Consider the following 15,356-nt stretch of genomic DNA (forward strand, 5'->3'; position numbering starts at 1 on the left):
ATCGAAATGTGACAATCGACGACCTCTCGCGTATTGTCGTTCGAGTCCGCCGGCGACAAGCCAGCCGGAGGAACAGGGTCGAGACGCCTCCCGCGCTCACCGCTCGGCCCCGATACCCGTGAGGCGCCCCCCGGCGCACAGGTGAGACGGAGCTCAGGCCCCGTGGGGCGGAGGACACGTTTTGGCTCGATTCCCCCGGCGCCGTTCCGGCGCGATCACCTCCCCCAAGCCCAGGACCGGAACCGCCCTCGTCCGGCGCGCGACGCCGGGCACGCCGGCAGCTCCTGCGCCGGCGACGGATGCCGCCGTGCAGGCCAAGGTCCAGCGGGACTCGCTCGGTCGCCGCCTCCGCCGCGGCAGCGCGAAGAACGTGATGGTCATGTCCGTGGCCGCCGGTCTCGTGGGCACGCTCGCCATCCCCGCGTACGCGTTCGCGCCGGGCACCGACGGCATCGAGTTCGGTGCCACCGCGGCGACGCAGCTCACCAAGGCGGCACCGCAGGACGTCCAGGTCGCCGAGGACGTCATCGCCGCGCCGATCTCCGAGGACGGCTACGACGCCGTCACCGGCGAGGAGATCCGCGCCGCGGAGGAGGCCAAGCGCGCCGCCGAGGAGGCGGCCGCCGCCGCCGAGGCCGCCCGCCAGGCCGCCGCCGAGGAGATGACCTCGTACGCCGCCGCGGCGAGCGAGTACACCCCGGCCGCCGTCTACGGCTCCGCCGATCCCGCCAGTGTCTTCTCGGTCGCGCAGCAGTACCTCGGCGTCCCGTACGTCTACGGCGGCGCGACGCCGGCCGGATTCGACTGCTCCGGCCTCGTCCAGTACGTCTACGCGCAGTTCGGCATCAGCCTTCCGCACTCGTCCTCCGCGCAGGGCGCGGCCGGCACGCAGATCCCCGTCTCCGAGGCCGTCCCCGGCGACCTCGTGGTCATGAGCGGGCACATCGGGTTCTACGCCGGCAACGGCATGATCCTCCACGCTCCGTACGAGGGCACGGTCGTGCGAACCCAGCCGATCTGGACCAGCGACTACTGGATCGTGCGGATCTGACGTGTGAACAGCGTGTGAAGCGTGTCTCGAATGGCGTGCCGGGAGGACCCGGCACGCCATTCCTGTCGTAGCCTTGGATCCTGACGATCTCGATACCGGGTAGGGGAAGTCCGATGGTCGGTCCGCGCAGCAGCACCCATTCCGCGGGTGCGCGCGTGCTCTACGACCAGCGGCGCAGTAGTCAGCCGAGTCGCGACCGCGCCGGGATGCCGACGGGCACTGTCTTCATGACGGTGCCCGTTTCGCGTCTCCGGGGCGGTTCCGCGCGCCCCGCGGCATCCGGGTCGTCCTTCCCTTCACGCGGCTGGAAGCCATCCAGCACCGATCGAAAGGCACCCCATGCGCACCCTCGTGCTCAACGCCGGATATGAACCCCTCGCGGTCGTCTCCTTCAAGCGCGCCCTCCTGCTCGTCATGAACGAGAAGGCCACCGTCATCCTGCACGACGAGGAGAATCCGGTCCACGGCACGAGCAGCGACTGGGTCCGGCCCAGCGTCATCCTGCTGACCCGGTACGTGCGGACACCCCGAGTGCACCAGGTGCCGGTCAGCCGGCGCGGGGTCCTGCGGCGCGATGAGCACCGGTGCGCCTACTGCGGCAAGTCCGCCGGCACGATCGACCACGTCCTGCCGCGCTCGCGGGGCGGGCGGGACACGTGGGAGAACCTCGTGGCCTGCTGCCTCCGATGCAACAACTCCAAGGGCGACCACACGCCCGCCGAGATGGGCTGGACGCTCCGGATCACGCCGCGCATGCCGCACGGCCGGGGCTGGGTGGTGCGCGGGTTCGAACGGCCGCTGCCGCAGTGGAGCGACTTCCTCGAACGCGCCGCGTAGCGGAGACGTCGACGCGCCGGGATCGGGCATCGTGACAACCGCTCCGGCGGTGCCGTAGGGTGGACGAGTCCGGAGCACCCCCGGCTCCGGAGACCCGAAACACCCCCGCGTCGCTCCCCCCTGACGGCGGCGCGGGACCCGGAGGTTCACGACCCTTGTACGGTGACGACTCGCACGGCCAGCCCCCGAGCCTGCGGCCGCGACGCCGACCGGCGCCCGCCGACGGGTCGCCGAGCCCGGCGCCCGGGCCGCAGCACCACGTGACGCCGTGGACGGATGCCGCTCCGCCGGCGACGGGCCGGCGTGCCGACCGCGAACGCCCGGCCGACGGGACGGCCCCGCGAACCGGCGAGCGCCTCCGCGACCGGTCCTCGCTCCGCGAGACCGCGTCGCCCTCGACTCCGCGGCCGGAGCTGTACACGAAGCCGGCGAACGCGGGTCGCCCGCAGCCCGAGCAGGCGCGACGCGAACCGGGTCGGTTCACGCCGCCGGCGGCGCCCGCCCCCGCCCGTCGTCCCGACGCAGAGCCGTCCACGGCGCCCCGGGTCCCGGTCGGCCCGGGACCGTCCGGCCGCGTGCCGGCCGCGCCCGTGTCGTCCGGCCGCGTGTCCTCCGACGCCGCACCGATCGGTCGCGTGCCGTCCGCGACGACCGGCCGCGTGCCGTCGGCACCGGTGCCGTCCGGGACCGCGCCGGCACGCGGAGCCTCCGCCGGCCAGGTGGCGCGGCGTGCGCCGTTCCCCGAGGCCATCCCCGTGCCGGCTGCCGTCCAGGCCGACCCCGCGGCGATCCCGACCGCCGCCGCCGCCGTCGCGACCACCGCTCCGGTGTCGGAGGCACGGGTGCTCGCGCCGGCGACCGACCGGAACGCGTCGACCCGGTCCCTCACCGCCGCCGGGTCGCGCGGGCGGCGGCGAAGCACGTCGGGATCGGCGTCCGCCGCCGGGTCGCGCACCGCGTCGCCCACGGGCCGGCGGTCGACCGGCCCGGTGGCACGGCGGAACGGCCCCATGCGGGTCGCGGCGACGGTCCTCCTCGTCCCCGCGTTGGTGGGCACCGTCGCCCTCCCGGCCTACGCCTTCCTCCCCGGGGGGCACCTGCCCGGGGGCGCGCCGACGAAGTTCAGCCTCTCGGTCGCCGAGGCGCAGGCGCTCGAGGTCTCCGACCGGGCCGCAGGCGCTGCGATGTCGAGCGACACCTTCTCCGTCACGACCAAGGCGGAGATCGACGCGGCGGCGGCCGAGGCCGCGGCGGCGGAGCGCGCGGCGTGGGAGGCCGAGCTCGCCTCGCGCGGCACCGGCGAGTACGCGATCGTCACGCAGCAGGCCGAGGGCGACGACTACCCATGGTGGTACGAGACGCCGGACGACTACGGCGGCGGCCTTTCCCCGCTGCGCTACTACTACCGCGAGTGCGTCGACTTCGTGGCGTGGCGCCTGAACCGCGACGCCGGCGTGACCGGAGCGCCGTGGAAGTGGGACTGGAGCAACCTCGCCTCCGGCAGTGCCTGGAAGTGGGCCGACGAGTGGGCCGCCAAGGGGTGGCCGACGAGCAGCGAGCCGGTCGTCGGCGCGGTCGCGTGGTTCCCCTACAACCACGTCGCCTACGTGCAGTCGGTGAACGGCGACGGAACGGTCACGATCGAGGAGTACAACTGGAACTCCGACCACTCGTACCACGTGCGGACCATCCCCATCGGCGAGGCCCTCTACCTCTACCCGCCCGCCTGACGCGAGGCGGCGTTCGCCCGGACGTGCGACGCAGGCGACAACATGGCGAAACCGGGCCCTGAACTTGGACGTTCCGGACAATGACCGCTCCGGCGTCCGGCCGATAGCCTGAGGCTTCCCTCCCCGCCAGAGAAGCAAGGTGACCGCGATGACGCAGCCAGCAGACGACAACCGGTTCGACGAGAACGGGTTCGTCGACGAGCTCGCCCCGTCGACCTCGGCGATCGTGGTGCTCGGCTACAACTGAGCCGCGCCCGGTCTCCTCCGCCGCTCCGCCCGAGTGGGCGACGCGGCGGAACGCCCTCCCGTGCGACCGCTAGACTCGACCGGTCAGCCTCTGTAGCTCAATGGAAGAGCAGCTCCGTCCTAAGGAGAGGGTTGGGGGTTCGAGTCCCTCCAGGGGCACCACGCGGGTGGCGCATCCATCCGAGCCGTAGCTCGGCGTCGCACGGCTTCACGGCGCTCGCACGAGGGCGGTAGCGTGGGCGGGTGAGCACGCCGATCGATCCCACTGCCACCGCCGCCTGGTCCGAACTCGAGGCGCTGCGGGCGTCCTTCGCCCCCGACCTCCGCGCCTGGTTCGAGGCCGACCCCGGCCGTGTCGGACGCCTGAGCCTGCAGCTCGCCGACCTGCACGTCGACCTGTCGAAGAACCTCGTCACCGACGAGATCGCAGCCTCGCTCGTGCGGCTCGCCGAGCAGACGGGCGTGGCGGAGCGCTACGCCGCGATGCTCTCGGGCGAGCACATCAACACCACCGAGGACCGCGCAGTGCTGCACACCGCCCTGCGCCGCCCGAAGGGCGCCGAGCCGGCCCTCGTGGTCGACGGCCAGGAGGTCGACCGCGACGTCCACGAGGTGCTCGATCGGATGACGGCGTTCGCCGACCGCGTGCGCTCGGGCGGCTGGCTCGGCGTGACCGGCAAGCGTGTCGAACACGTCGTGAACATCGGCATCGGCGGCTCCGACCTGGGTCCGGTCATGGTCTCCGAGGCCCTGAAGCCCTATGCCGACGCCGGCATCACCGCCCGCTTCGTCTCGAACATCGATCCGACCGACCTCGCGCAGAAGACGGCCGACCTCGACCCCGAGACGACGCTCTTCATCGTCGCGTCGAAGACCTTCACGACCCTCGAGACGCTCACCAACGCGCGGCTCGCGCGCGACTGGCTCTGGGCCGGGCTGCGGGCCTCGGGCGCGATCGGCGACGACGAGGCATCCGCCGCCGATGCGGTCGCCCACCACTTCGTCGCCGTCTCGACCGCGCTCGACCGGGTCGCCGAGTTCGGCATCGACCCGCAGAACGCGTTCGGGTTCTGGGACTGGGTCGGCGGGCGCTACTCGGTCGACTCGGCGATCGGGCTGTCGCTCGCGATCGAGCTCGGCCCCGACGTGTTCCGCGAGCTCCTCGCCGGCTTCCACGCGGTCGACGAGCACGTCCGCACGACTCCGCTCGAGCGCAACGTGCCGATCCTGATGGGCCTCCTCAACGTCTGGTACACGAACTTCCTCGGATCGCAGTCGCACGCCGTCCTGCCCTACGCCCAGCAGCTGCACCGATTCCCCGCCTACCTGCAGCAGCTCACGATGGAATCGAACGGCAAGTCGGTCCGCTGGGACGGCTCGCCCGTGACGACCACGACGGGCGAGGTGTTCTGGGGCGAACCGGGCACGAACGGCCAGCACGCGTTCTACCAGCTGATCCACCAGGGCACGCGGCTGATCCCCGCCGACTTCATCGCATTCGTCAACCCCGCGTACCCGCTCGACGACGACGGCCGCGACGTGCACGGGCTCTTCCTCGCGAACTTCCTCGCGCAGACGAAGGCGCTCGCGTTCGGCAAGACCGCCGAGGAGGTCGAGGCCGAGGGTACGACGGGTGCGCTCGTCGCCGCCCGCACCTTCGAGGGCGATCGCCCGACGACCTCCATCTTCGCGCCGGCGCTCACGCCGTCGGTGCTCGGCCAGCTCATCGCGCTGTACGAGCACATCACGTTCACGCAGGGCGTCGTGTGGGGCATCAATTCCTTCGACCAATGGGGGGTCGAGCTCGGCAAGCAGCTCGCGATGCAGATCGCGCCCGCCATCGAGGGCGACGAGACGGCGCTGGCGGCGCAGGATGCCTCCACCCGCTCGCTGCTCGAGTACTACCGTTCGCACCGCCGCAGGTGAGGCTCCGGAGGCGACCGGACCGCTTCGTGGCAACCCCTGTTCCGGGAAGTCTCTCGAGACTACGCTGGTGCCCAGCCATGCGCGGCTCCGAGGAATACGGCTCCGAGGAATCCGGAGAGCAGTGGCGACGGAGGTGGACGTGGGGAAGCTGACGTACGACTCGACGCTCGGCGTCGACTTCGACGATCGCGTGCTGGCGCACCTGCAGCTCGTGATCGGGGCGAAGCTCCGCCGAGGGGAGTCGTTCTACTTCAGCTGGCGCGACGACCCGGCCATCGGCGACGGCCGAAGCACCCTCTGGATGCATCCGCGCATCCCGCTGCTGTTCAAGTACGCCGGCGGTCGGCAGCCCTCGATCAACCGGGCGTGGGTCGACGCGCTCATGGCGACGGCGAACTCGCCCGGCGGGCTCGTCCTCGTGCCCGAGCCGGAGACGAGGGTCGTGGCCGACGCGAACGGGGGGCATGACGCGTGAAGCGGGTCAACATCATGTACGACGGCGCCCAGTACTCGGTCGGCGAGGCCGACGTCGAGGCGATCAAGGCCTCCATCGATCGAGCTCACGAGCGCGGCGTCGCCGAGTGGATCGTCGTGAACTTCGGCGAGGGCCGTCCGCAGCCGGCGGAACTGCTCGTCGGACCGGGCATCCCCGTGAGCATCGTGCCGATCCCGGCCGACGACCCGTACCCCGAGGGCCACGGCGAGGGGCGGGCGGACGACGACGCGCTCGACGGCGCCTGATCCGCAGCCGCGAGGCCGATCGTCACCGGATCGGCGGCCACTCCAGGTCGTCGGCGTCGTCCTCGACGATGGCGCCGGTCTCGCCGATCACCGGCCGCACGGAGGACAGCGCGGTCGTGGCAGCCCGCAGCCTGGAGACGAGTTCCTCGTCCTCCAGCTCGTCGTCCTCGACGGTCTCGACGTCCTCGCTCAGCAACTGGCTCGCCGGTCCGATGAGGAGCTGCGCCCGCGCGATCGTGCCGTCATGGGCCCGCACCGGGATGTCGATCGAGGCGGCGGAGTGCTGCGACGCGAGCGCCGCGGCGTAGTCGATGACCGCCGCAGCGATCTCGCTTCCGGTCAGCAGCTCGCCGCCCGCGTAGTGGATCCGCTCCATGGCTCAGGTCTACCGGGCGCGATCGGGCCGGTTCAACGGCTTGCGCCGTCGCACGGGACGTGGTCTCATCGGCGTTCCGGGTCAGCTCCAGTCGGTGGCGTGCGTCCAGCCCGCCAGGTAGGCGCGCTCGTTCGCATCGAGCCGGACCCCGGAGCGCGGCACCGGTCGATCGTCCAGTTCGCACAGTTCGAGGATGCGTCGCACGACCGACGCCCGCAGCGGCGCGGTCGGCTGCTCGAGGATCTCGCGCTGCAGCGGTGCCTCGAGCATCGGCCACCACACGCCGATGGACGGCAGCAGCGCGGTCTCGTGCCCGGGTCGGTCGATGACGGAGCTCATTGCGCCCGCTCCTCGGTGATCCCGCCGTCGTCGTCGCGCACCGCGACGCGCTCTTCGGCGTCGGCGTCCTCCTGCGCGCGTGCCCGACGTTCGACCTCATCGACCGCCGCGTCCGCGACGCGGTCGTCCTCCACCCCTGCGGTGTCGGGCCTGTGGCCCTCCTGTTCGGACATGGTCCACCTCACCCCTTCGTGGTTTCGCGCGCCCCCGAGCGCGACTCCGATTTCCGAGGCTACGTGGCGGTGCGGTCGGCGTGCAGGCCCTTGACCCCTCGGAAGCGCGGTGCTACCCGAGCGGATGGCGCGTGCGCCCCTCGTTCGAGAGGTGCGCGTGTCGGGGGCGAGGAGCATGATGGGCGGATGGACCTGCCGGTGATGCCGCCCGTCAAGCCGATGCTCGCGAAGTCGGTGAAGGCGATCCCCGATGTCGGGCACGTCGAACCGAAGTGGGACGGCTTCCGCACGATCGTGTTCCGCGACGGCGACGAGGTCGAGCTGGGCAGCCGCAACGAGCGCCCCATGACCCGGTACTTCCCCGAGGTGGTCGAGGCAGTCCGGCGCAACCTGCCGGAGCGGTGCGTGGTCGATGGCGAGATCGTCCTGGTCCGTGACGGCCGGCTCGACTTCGACGCGCTGCAGCAGCGCATCCATCCGGCGGTGAGTCGGGTGAAGCTGCTCGCGGAGCAGACGCCGGCGTCGTTCGTCGCGTTCGACCTGCTCGCCCTCGGTGACGACGACCTCACCGGCCGGCCGTTCTCCGAGCGGCGGTCGATGCTCGAAGCGGCGCTCGCCGAGGCATCCGACCCGGTGTTCGTGACGCCGGCGACCGCCGACCTCGCCGAGGCGGCGGACTGGTTCGCGCGGTTCGAGGGGGCCGGACTCGACGGCGTCGTGGCGAAGCCGCTCGACGGCCCCTACCTGCCGGACAAGCGGGCGATGTTCAAGATCAAGCACGAGCGCACGGCCGACTGCGTGGTCGCGGGCTACCGCTGGCACAAGGCGGGCGGCATCGTCGGGTCGCTGCTGCTGGGGCTCTACGACGACGACGGGCGTCTCCGACACGTCGGCGTCGCCGCCTCGTTCCCGATGGCGAAGCGACGCGAGCTCGTCGAGACGCTCGCGCCGTACGTCGAGGAGGACCTGTCGCGGCATCCGTGGGGGGAGTGGGCCGACCAGGAGGCGCATCGCACCGGCCGCATGCCCGGCGCGGTCAGCCGGTGGAGCGCCGGGAAGGACCTTTCGTTCGTCCCGCTGCGCCCTGAGCTGGTCGTCGAGGTCGCGTACGACCACATGGAGGGCGATCGCTTCCGCCACACCGCCCAGTTCCGCCGCTGGCGCACCGACCGCATGCCCGAGAGCTGCACGTACGAGCAGCTCGAGGCGCCGGCGGGGCTCGACCTGGGGGAGATCCTCCCGGTGTCGCGCTGAGACCGCGCCCGCCGCGGCGGGCTGCCCGCGCCCGCGGAGCCCGGGCCCCGCGGCATCCGTCGTCGCCGTTCACAGCACAGCGCGCAGGCCCGCCGAGTCGGCCGTGTGGTGCTCGAACACGAGGTTGGTCTCCGTGAGCGCGACGGCCGGGTTCGCCGAGAGGTTCTTCAGCACGAACTGGCGCACGTGCTCGCTGTCGCGGACGCGGACGTGGATGAGGAAGTCCTCGCTCCCGCCGAGGAAGAAGAGCTGGGCCACCTCGGGCTCCCGACGCAGTTCGTCGGAGATCTGCTCCATGAGGTGCCGGGCGCCGGGGCGGATGCGCACGGACACGAGCGCCTGCAGGGTGAAGCCGAGGGCCGCCGGGTTGATCTCGGCGGTGTAGCGCGTGATGACGCCGCGCTCGCGGAGCGAGCGGACGCGGGCGAGGCACGTGGAGGGGGAGACGCCGACCTCGCGCGCGAGGTCGACGTTCGGGATCCGGGCGTTCTCGTGCAGCAGGGCGATGATCTGCCGGTCGATCTCGTCGAGCCCGGCGCGCGGGGGTTCGCTGAACTTCGGCAGATCGGTCATGGCGGCGCTCCTGTGCGAACATTCGAGACGGATGCCGCGATTGTACCGAACATCATGCGGAACGTCTTCACAACGAGCGAATATGCGGCGACCATGGAAGGACTCATCCACACAGCATTCGGAGCGTACCCATGCACGTCGGCGTGCCTGCAGAGATCAAGAACAACGAGTTCCGCGTCGCGATGACGCCCGCGGGGGCGAACGCGCTCTCGCTGCGCGGCCACCGCGTCGACATCCAGGCCGGTGCCGGCGAGGGAGCGGGCTACCACGACGACGAGTACCGCGCCGCGGGCGCGAACATCGTCGCGACCGCCGAGGAGGCGTGGGCCGCGGGGCTCGTGCTGAAGGTCAAGGAACCCATCGAGCAGGAGTACCGCTTCCTTCGCGCGGACCTCACGCTGTTCACCTACCTGCACCTCGCGGCCGACCTGCCGCTCACGCGCGCCATCCTCGACTCCGGTGTCACGGCGATCGCCTACGAGACCGTGCAGCTGCCCGACCGATCGCTGCCGCTGCTCACCCCGATGAGCGAGGTCGCGGGCCGGCTCGCCCCGCAGGTCGGTGCGGCGTCGCTGCACGCGTCGAAGGGCGGCCGCGGCGTGCTCCTCGGCGGCGTGCCCGGCACGGCCCCCGCGAAGGTCCTGGTCATCGGCGGCGGCGTCGCCGGCGAGCAGGCCGCGGCGACCGCCATGGGCATGGGAGCCGACGTGACCGTCATGGACATCTCGCTGCCCAAGCTCCGCGAGCTCGACGCGCGCTACGAGCACCGCATCACGACCCTCGCCTCCTCGCCGTACGAGACCGCCCGCCAGGTGCGCGACGCCGACCTCGTCATCGGCGCGGTCCTCGTTCCCGGCGCGGCCGCGCCCAAGGTCGTCACCGACGAGATGGTCGCGACGATGAAGCGCGGCGCCGTGCTCGTCGACATCGCGATCGACCAGGGCGGCTGCTTCGAGGGCTCACGCGCGACCACGCACGCCGACCCGACCTACCGGGTGCACGACGCGATCTACTACTGCGTCGCGAACATGCCCGGCGCAGTGCCCGCGACCTCGACGCCGGCGCTCACCAACGCCACGCTGCCGTACGCGCTGAAGATCGCCGACCTCGGCTGGGAGGCCGCGCTCGCCGCCGACCCCGCCCTGGCCAAGGGCCTCAACGCCACCGCCGGCAAGCTGACCAACGAGGGCGTCGCGAAGGCGCACGGACTGGAGCTGTCCTCCCTCGTCTGACGCCGGGGTGCCCGACCAGGCGCTCCGTGAGCACACGACGGCCGCCGTCCCGATCGCATCGGGCGGCGGCCGTCGTGGCGTCCGGGCGCGGCGGCGTCGTCAGGAGAGCGAGAGGAACAGCTTCTCGAGCTCGTCGAAGTCGAGTCGCCCGCCCGAGCCGTCGACCTTGCCGTCGGGGTCGGCCGCGCAGTCGCGCATCGCCGTCGAGATCACGGCGAAGCCGGCGCGGTCGAGCGCGCTCGAGACCGCCGCGAGCTGGTTGACGACCGTGCGGCAGTCGGCGCCCGATTCGACGGCGTCGATGACGGCATTGAGCTGGCCGCGCGCTCGCTTCAGGCGGTTGGCGATCCGGCGCTGCGCGTCGGTGGTCGACTCGTTGACGACGGTGGTCATTCGGCACCTCCGAGGGTGATGGGGAGTCCGGCCCGGTACCACTCGGTGATGCCGCCGGAGATGTTCACGGCGTCGACGCCCTGCGCCGACAGGTACTGGGTCGCCTGCGCGCTGCGGCCACCGGCGTGGCACATCACGTAGACGGTGCGGTCCCGCGGGACCTCGTCGAGGCGATCGACGAGCGAGCCGAGCGGGATGTGCCGGGCGTCCTCGATGCGGGCCTGGGTGAGCTCGGCGTCCTCGCGGACGTCGAGGATCCAGGCGTCGGCGACGGCGTGCGCCTCGGCGGGAGTGATCGACTTCATGTGCTGCTCCGGCTGATGATCGTGCGGGGGGTGAGGATGAACAGCATACCCCCATGGTATCAATACCCGCCGGGTATGAAATCCGGCACGGCACGGCGATGCTCCGGGGGATCCGGCCGGTCCGCCGTATGGTGTCGATGTGCAACGGCTCGATCGGAACGACGGGGACGACTTCCTCGACGACGGGACCGAGACCCATGCCGCCGTGCGTGCCGGGTCGACGGACCCGGGACGCGACCCCGCGACCCCTCACGCGGTCACGCTCGGCGACCCCTCCGTCGTCGCGGGCAACATCGCGGAGCCGAGCTGGCGCCGCTGGCACGCCGAGCTCCGCGATCTCGGCGGGCGCTCGCCGCTCATCCACTTCGACGATGCCCCGCGCACCCGCATCGAACTGTCCACCACGCATCCCGGCGGGCTGCCGCAGTTCATCACCGGCAAGTCGACGCTGCTCTCGAGCCTGATCCGCGACGAACTCGCGCTGCGCAATGCCCGGCTCGCCGCGGCGGAGATCACGCAGAAGGGCGTCGAACTCCGATCCGTCCGGGGCATCGAGTCGGTCCACCTCGCGATCGGCCTGGCCTCGTGGCAGTCGGCGGGCGAGGACTTCCTCGCCCCGGTGCTGCTCCGGCCGCTCGCGATCCGCCGGTACGGTCGCGACTTCGAGTTGAAGCTCAAGGGTCAGCCGTTCCTCAATCCCGCGCTCGCGCGCGAGCTGCACGAGCGGTTCCAGATCACCCTCGACGCCGACGCGTTCGTCGCGCTCGCCATCACGAACGGCGTCTTCAAGCCCCAACCCGTGATCGACCGGCTCCGCGGCCTGACGTCGCACCTGCCGTCCTTCCACGTCGCGCCGCGACTCGTGGTCTCGTCCTTCGCCGAGGTCGGGCCGTCGATGGGGGCGGATGCCTCGCGGCTCGAGCACCCCGTCATCGACGCGATCGCCGGCAACCCGAACGCCCGCGCCGCGGTGTCGCGCCGCGAGGAACCGCCGCGCATCGTGCCGCAGGACGAACGGCCGCCGTCGACCGACCGCCTCCTGCTCGATGCCGACCCGGAGCAGGAGCAGGTGATCGCCCGCATCGAGCGCGGCGACTCGATCGTGGTGAAGACGCTTCCGGGCACCGGCGGGACGCAGACCATCGTGAACGCGATCGGCGCGCTGGTGGCGAACGAGAAGCGCGTCCTCGTCGTCGGTGCGCGCCGCGCGAGTCTCGACGGGATCGCGCACCGGCTCGGACAGGTCGGCCTCGGCGGCCTGGCCGTGCGCACCGACCGCCTGCGCCGCGACCTCGTCCAGTCGATCACGCGCAACGAGAAGGCCGAGCAGCCGCGCATCGCCGACATCGACGACGCACTCGTGCGCCTCCGCCGCGTGCTGCTGGACTATCGCCACGCGCTCACGCGGCAGGACGGCGAGCTCGGCGTCTCGGTACTCGACGCGCTCACCGCGCTCGCCGGGCTCGCATCGATGCCGGAGCCGCCCGACACCACCGCGCGCCTGGATCGGGCCTCCCTCGTCGCGCTCGCCGAGGGGCGCGACGCGGTGGCCGTCGATCTCGTCCGGGCCGCGACGCTCGGCGAGTTCCGGTACGGACCGGGCGACTCGCCCTGGTACGGCGCCGACTTCGCGACCTCGGACGAGGCGTCCGCCGCGCACGAACTCGCGAAGCGGCTGAGCGGGGCCGACGTGCCCCGCCTGCTCGAGCGCGCACGCGCGCTCATCGGGCAGACACGGCTGCGCCAGTTCGAGTCGGTCGCCGAGCTCGGCGTCTTCCTCCGACTGCTGCACGACGTGCGCGACACCCTCGACAAGTTCCTCCCCTCGGTCTACGACCGTCCCCTGGGCGAACTCATCGCCGCCACCGCGCCGCGACGCGAGACCGGGATGTCGGGCGCCAACCGCCGCCGCCTGAAGCGCCTCGCGCTCGAGTACGTCCGCCCCGGGGTGCACGTCGGCGACCTGAACGCCGCGCTCCGCGGCATCCAGCAGCAGCGGACCCTCTGGCACCGGTACTCCGAGGCCGGCGCCGTCCCCGCCGTTCCCGTCGGACTCGACGACGTGCACGTCGCGTACCACACGGTCGCCGCGGACCTGCAGGAGCTCGACGCGCCGCTCGGGTACACGGGCACACCGAAGCGCCTCGCCGCCCGGCCGCTGCGCGACCTCGAGGCGACGCTCGTCGGACTGGCGGCCGAGTCCGAGGTGCTCCTGAACCTCCAGGAGCGCACCGCCCTCCTGCAGAAGCTGCGGGGACTGGGGCTCGACCCGCTCCTCGTCGACCTCGCGAAGCGTCACGTCCCGGAACAGCAGGTCGCGGCCGAGCTGGAGCTCGCCTGGTGGCAGTCGGTCTTCGAGACGATGCTCGCGGGCGACCCGGCCCTGCTCGGCGCCAACACGAGCGTGCTGGACCGGCTCGAGTCGGACTTCCGGCTCGTCGACGACGCGCACGCCTCGGCGGCCGGCCCGCTCCTCGCCTGGCGCCTCGCCGAGGCCTGGCGCGTCGCCCTCGTCGACGAGCCCGAGGAGGCGGAGCGGCTCCGGCGGATGCTGCGCGGCGATCGGGTGCGTCCCGACCGAGTGCATCGCGAGGCGCCCCACCTCTTCCGCCTGCTCGCGCCCGTCTGGCTCGCGTCCCCGTACGAGGTGCCGGAGATCGACGACGCGATCCGGTTCGATGCGGTCCTCCTCGTCGACGCCGGCGCCACGACCATCGCCGAGAACCTCGGCGCCATCCGCCGTGCGAACCAGGTGGTCGCCTTCGGCGACCCGGTGACGCAGACGCCCACGCGGTTCGAGGTCGCCATCCCGGCCGATCCCGACGCCGGCGGGCGGCCGGCGCCCGAGCACGGGGTGGATGCGCTCCACGCGGACTCCGCGCTCGCGCGACTGGCCGATCTCCTGCCGACGCTGACGCTCACGCGCAGCTACCGTGCGGGCGGCGAGGACCTGGCCGAACTCGTGAACCGGCGCTTCTACGGCGGGCGGATCGTGTCGATGCCGTGGGCGGGGAGCTTCCTGGGCCACGGCAGCCTCGGGCTGCACTACGTGCGCGGCAACGGACTGCCCGACCCGGTGACGGGGACGGTCGAGAGCCTCGATGCCGAGGTCGCGAAAGTCGTCGAACTCGTCATGGAGCACGCGGTGAAGCGTCCCCGCGAGTCGCTGATGGTCATCACGGCGAGCGCGCGTCACGCGGCGCGCGTGCACCAGGCGGTGCTCGCGGCGTTCGCCAAGCGCAGCGACCTGTCCGACTTCATCCTGCGCGACCGCGCCGAGCCGTTCACGGTGCTCACGCTCGAGCAGGCCGTCGCCCAGAGCCGTGATCGCGTGGTGTTCTCGATCGGGTACGGCCGCACGCCGCACGGCCGGCTCCTGTCGAACTTCGGGGCGCTCGGCGAACCGGGCGGCGAGCGGCTGCTGGCCGTCGCGATGACGCGCGCGCGCCGTTCGATGGACATCGTCACCGCCTTCCGCCCCGAGGACATCGACGCCGACCGCCAGCGCCACGGCGTCGTGGCGCTCGCGAGCGTGCTCTCGCACACCGAGGAGCAGAAGGACGCGCTGCGCGATCGCGGGCGCGGCGACCCGATGCTCGTCGACCTCGCGACGCGCCTCGAGCGCCGCGGCATCCGCGTCAGCGTCGGGCACCGCGACACCCTCTCGCTGGCCGCCGCGCACGCCGGCAAGGCCGTCGTCGTCGAGACCGATCAGGCACTCGTCGGGCAGAGCCTCCGTGAGTCGCTGCGACTTCGGCCCGACGTCCTCCGACGGCTCGGATGGCACTACCTGCGCGTGCACAGCTTCGAGCTGTTCGGCGATCCCGAGTCGGTCGCCGAACGCGTCGCCGCACTGCTCGGGCGCGGCGCCCCGCCCGCCGAGGAGGAGGCCGCGAGCGCGTGACCGGCACGGCCTCGCACGACGACGGGGAGCCCGAGCGCGACGACCGCGCGGAACGAGCAGATGACGCGATCCCCCGTCAACGCGTCGAGCGCGCGAGCGGCGCGCGTCGCGCGCGCCTGACGCCGGCCCCCGGGACGGATCCGTCACCCGAGACGGCCGTGCCGGGCGCACACCACGCGACCGAGGACGGCGCGGCGCGACCCGCGCGCCCGGAGGACGAGCGGATCACGCGCGAGCGGCCGCCGCACTGGTGAGATCGCGTGGCGCCCGGCGACC

General features: G+C 72.4%; 16 protein-coding genes and 1 tRNA gene. 11 read left to right on the forward strand and 6 right to left on the reverse strand.

Translation table 11 applies throughout. From position 1 onward, the window contains the following. Positions 1–307: 307 nt before the first annotated feature. The 7 genes from ACQ393_RS15270 (at position 308) to ACQ393_RS15300 (ending at position 6,531) form a co-directional block, all read left to right on the forward strand. Positions 308–1,051, forward strand: a complete 744-nt coding sequence (locus ACQ393_RS15270) for a C40 family peptidase (RefSeq protein ID WP_430647728.1) — start codon at positions 308–310, stop codon at positions 1,049–1,051. A gap of 339 nt (positions 1,052–1,390) precedes the next feature. Beyond that, entirely contained in the window at positions 1,391–1,888 is a 498-nt protein-coding gene (locus ACQ393_RS15275; RefSeq protein WP_430647729.1) for an HNH endonuclease, read from the forward strand. 755 nt (positions 1,889–2,643) lie between these two features. Next, positions 2,644–3,618 carry a CHAP domain-containing protein gene (locus ACQ393_RS15280; RefSeq protein WP_430647730.1) on the forward strand — a complete coding sequence of 325 codons (975 nt, stop codon included), beginning with the start codon at positions 2,644–2,646 and terminating at the stop codon, positions 3,616–3,618. 333 nt (positions 3,619–3,951) lie between these two features. Next, positions 3,952–4,026: transfer RNA gene (locus ACQ393_RS15285), tRNA-Arg, on the forward strand. A gap of 81 nt (positions 4,027–4,107) precedes the next feature. Further along, positions 4,108–5,790, forward strand: coding sequence for a glucose-6-phosphate isomerase (pgi, locus tag ACQ393_RS15290; RefSeq protein WP_430647731.1), 1,683 nt, complete (start codon positions 4,108–4,110; stop codon positions 5,788–5,790). A gap of 139 nt (positions 5,791–5,929) precedes the next feature. Further along, complete coding sequence (locus ACQ393_RS15295) at positions 5,930–6,265, forward strand: ATP-dependent DNA ligase (RefSeq protein ID WP_430647732.1); 336 nt, start codon at positions 5,930–5,932, stop codon at positions 6,263–6,265. Next, on the forward strand, positions 6,262–6,531 hold the full coding sequence (locus ACQ393_RS15300) for a hypothetical protein (RefSeq protein WP_430647733.1): 270 nt from the start codon (positions 6,262–6,264) through the stop codon (positions 6,529–6,531). The genes ACQ393_RS15295 and ACQ393_RS15300 overlap by 4 nt, the downstream gene beginning before the upstream one ends. Positions 6,532–6,553: 22 nt before the next feature. On the opposite strand, the gene ACQ393_RS15305 is transcribed toward ACQ393_RS15300, so the two are convergent. The 3 genes from ACQ393_RS15305 to ACQ393_RS15315 form a co-directional block, all read right to left on the reverse strand. After that, a complete protein-coding gene (locus ACQ393_RS15305) occupies positions 6,554–6,907 on the reverse strand; it encodes a hypothetical protein (protein WP_430647734.1) in 354 nt (117 codons plus the stop codon). 81 nt (positions 6,908–6,988) lie between these two features. Next, positions 6,989–7,246 (reverse strand): hypothetical protein, encoded by a 258-nt coding sequence (locus tag ACQ393_RS15310; protein ID WP_430647735.1) that lies wholly within the window; start codon positions 7,244–7,246, stop codon positions 6,989–6,991. Then, positions 7,243–7,419 (reverse strand): hypothetical protein, encoded by a 177-nt coding sequence (locus tag ACQ393_RS15315; protein WP_430647736.1) that lies wholly within the window; start codon positions 7,417–7,419, stop codon positions 7,243–7,245. The genes ACQ393_RS15310 and ACQ393_RS15315 overlap by 4 nt, the downstream gene beginning before the upstream one ends. A gap of 186 nt (positions 7,420–7,605) precedes the next feature. Here ACQ393_RS15315 and ACQ393_RS15320 point away from each other — a divergent pair, with 186 nt between their 5' ends. Then, positions 7,606–8,673 carry an ATP-dependent DNA ligase gene (locus ACQ393_RS15320; RefSeq protein WP_430647737.1) on the forward strand — a complete coding sequence of 356 codons (1,068 nt, stop codon included), beginning with the start codon at positions 7,606–7,608 and terminating at the stop codon, positions 8,671–8,673. A gap of 69 nt (positions 8,674–8,742) precedes the next feature. On the opposite strand, the gene ACQ393_RS15325 is transcribed toward ACQ393_RS15320, so the two are convergent. Further along, on the reverse strand, positions 8,743–9,246 hold the full coding sequence (locus ACQ393_RS15325; RefSeq protein ID WP_430647738.1) for an Lrp/AsnC family transcriptional regulator: 504 nt from the start codon (positions 9,244–9,246) through the stop codon (positions 8,743–8,745). A 131-nt stretch (positions 9,247–9,377) separates the two neighbouring features. Here ACQ393_RS15325 and ald point away from each other — a divergent pair, with 131 nt between their 5' ends. After that, positions 9,378–10,478, forward strand: a complete 1,101-nt coding sequence (gene ald / locus ACQ393_RS15330; RefSeq protein ID WP_430647739.1) for an alanine dehydrogenase — start codon at positions 9,378–9,380, stop codon at positions 10,476–10,478. 99 nt (positions 10,479–10,577) lie between these two features. On the opposite strand, the gene ACQ393_RS15335 is transcribed toward ald, so the two are convergent. After that, the gene (locus ACQ393_RS15335; protein WP_430647740.1) at positions 10,578–10,871 is read right to left on the reverse strand and encodes a metal-sensitive transcriptional regulator; all 294 of its coding nucleotides are present in this window, start codon (positions 10,869–10,871) and stop codon (positions 10,578–10,580) included. Further along, a complete protein-coding gene (locus ACQ393_RS15340) occupies positions 10,868–11,176 on the reverse strand; it encodes a rhodanese-like domain-containing protein (protein WP_430647741.1) in 309 nt (102 codons plus the stop codon). The genes ACQ393_RS15335 and ACQ393_RS15340 overlap by 4 nt, the downstream gene beginning before the upstream one ends. A 139-nt stretch (positions 11,177–11,315) precedes the next feature. Between ACQ393_RS15340 and ACQ393_RS15345 the strand changes: the two genes are divergently transcribed. Further along, positions 11,316–15,080 carry an AAA family ATPase gene (locus ACQ393_RS15345; RefSeq protein WP_430647742.1) on the forward strand — a complete coding sequence of 1,255 codons (3,765 nt, stop codon included), beginning with the start codon at positions 11,316–11,318 and terminating at the stop codon, positions 15,078–15,080. Continuing rightward, positions 15,077–15,334, forward strand: a complete 258-nt coding sequence (locus ACQ393_RS15350) for a hypothetical protein (RefSeq protein ID WP_430647743.1) — start codon at positions 15,077–15,079, stop codon at positions 15,332–15,334. Before ACQ393_RS15345 ends, ACQ393_RS15350 begins: the two co-directional genes overlap by 4 nt. Positions 15,335–15,356 lie beyond the last annotated feature (22 nt).

The organism is Agromyces sp. GXS1127 (assembly GCF_050565425.1).
Lineage (GTDB): Bacteria > Actinomycetota > Actinomycetes > Actinomycetales > Microbacteriaceae > Agromyces.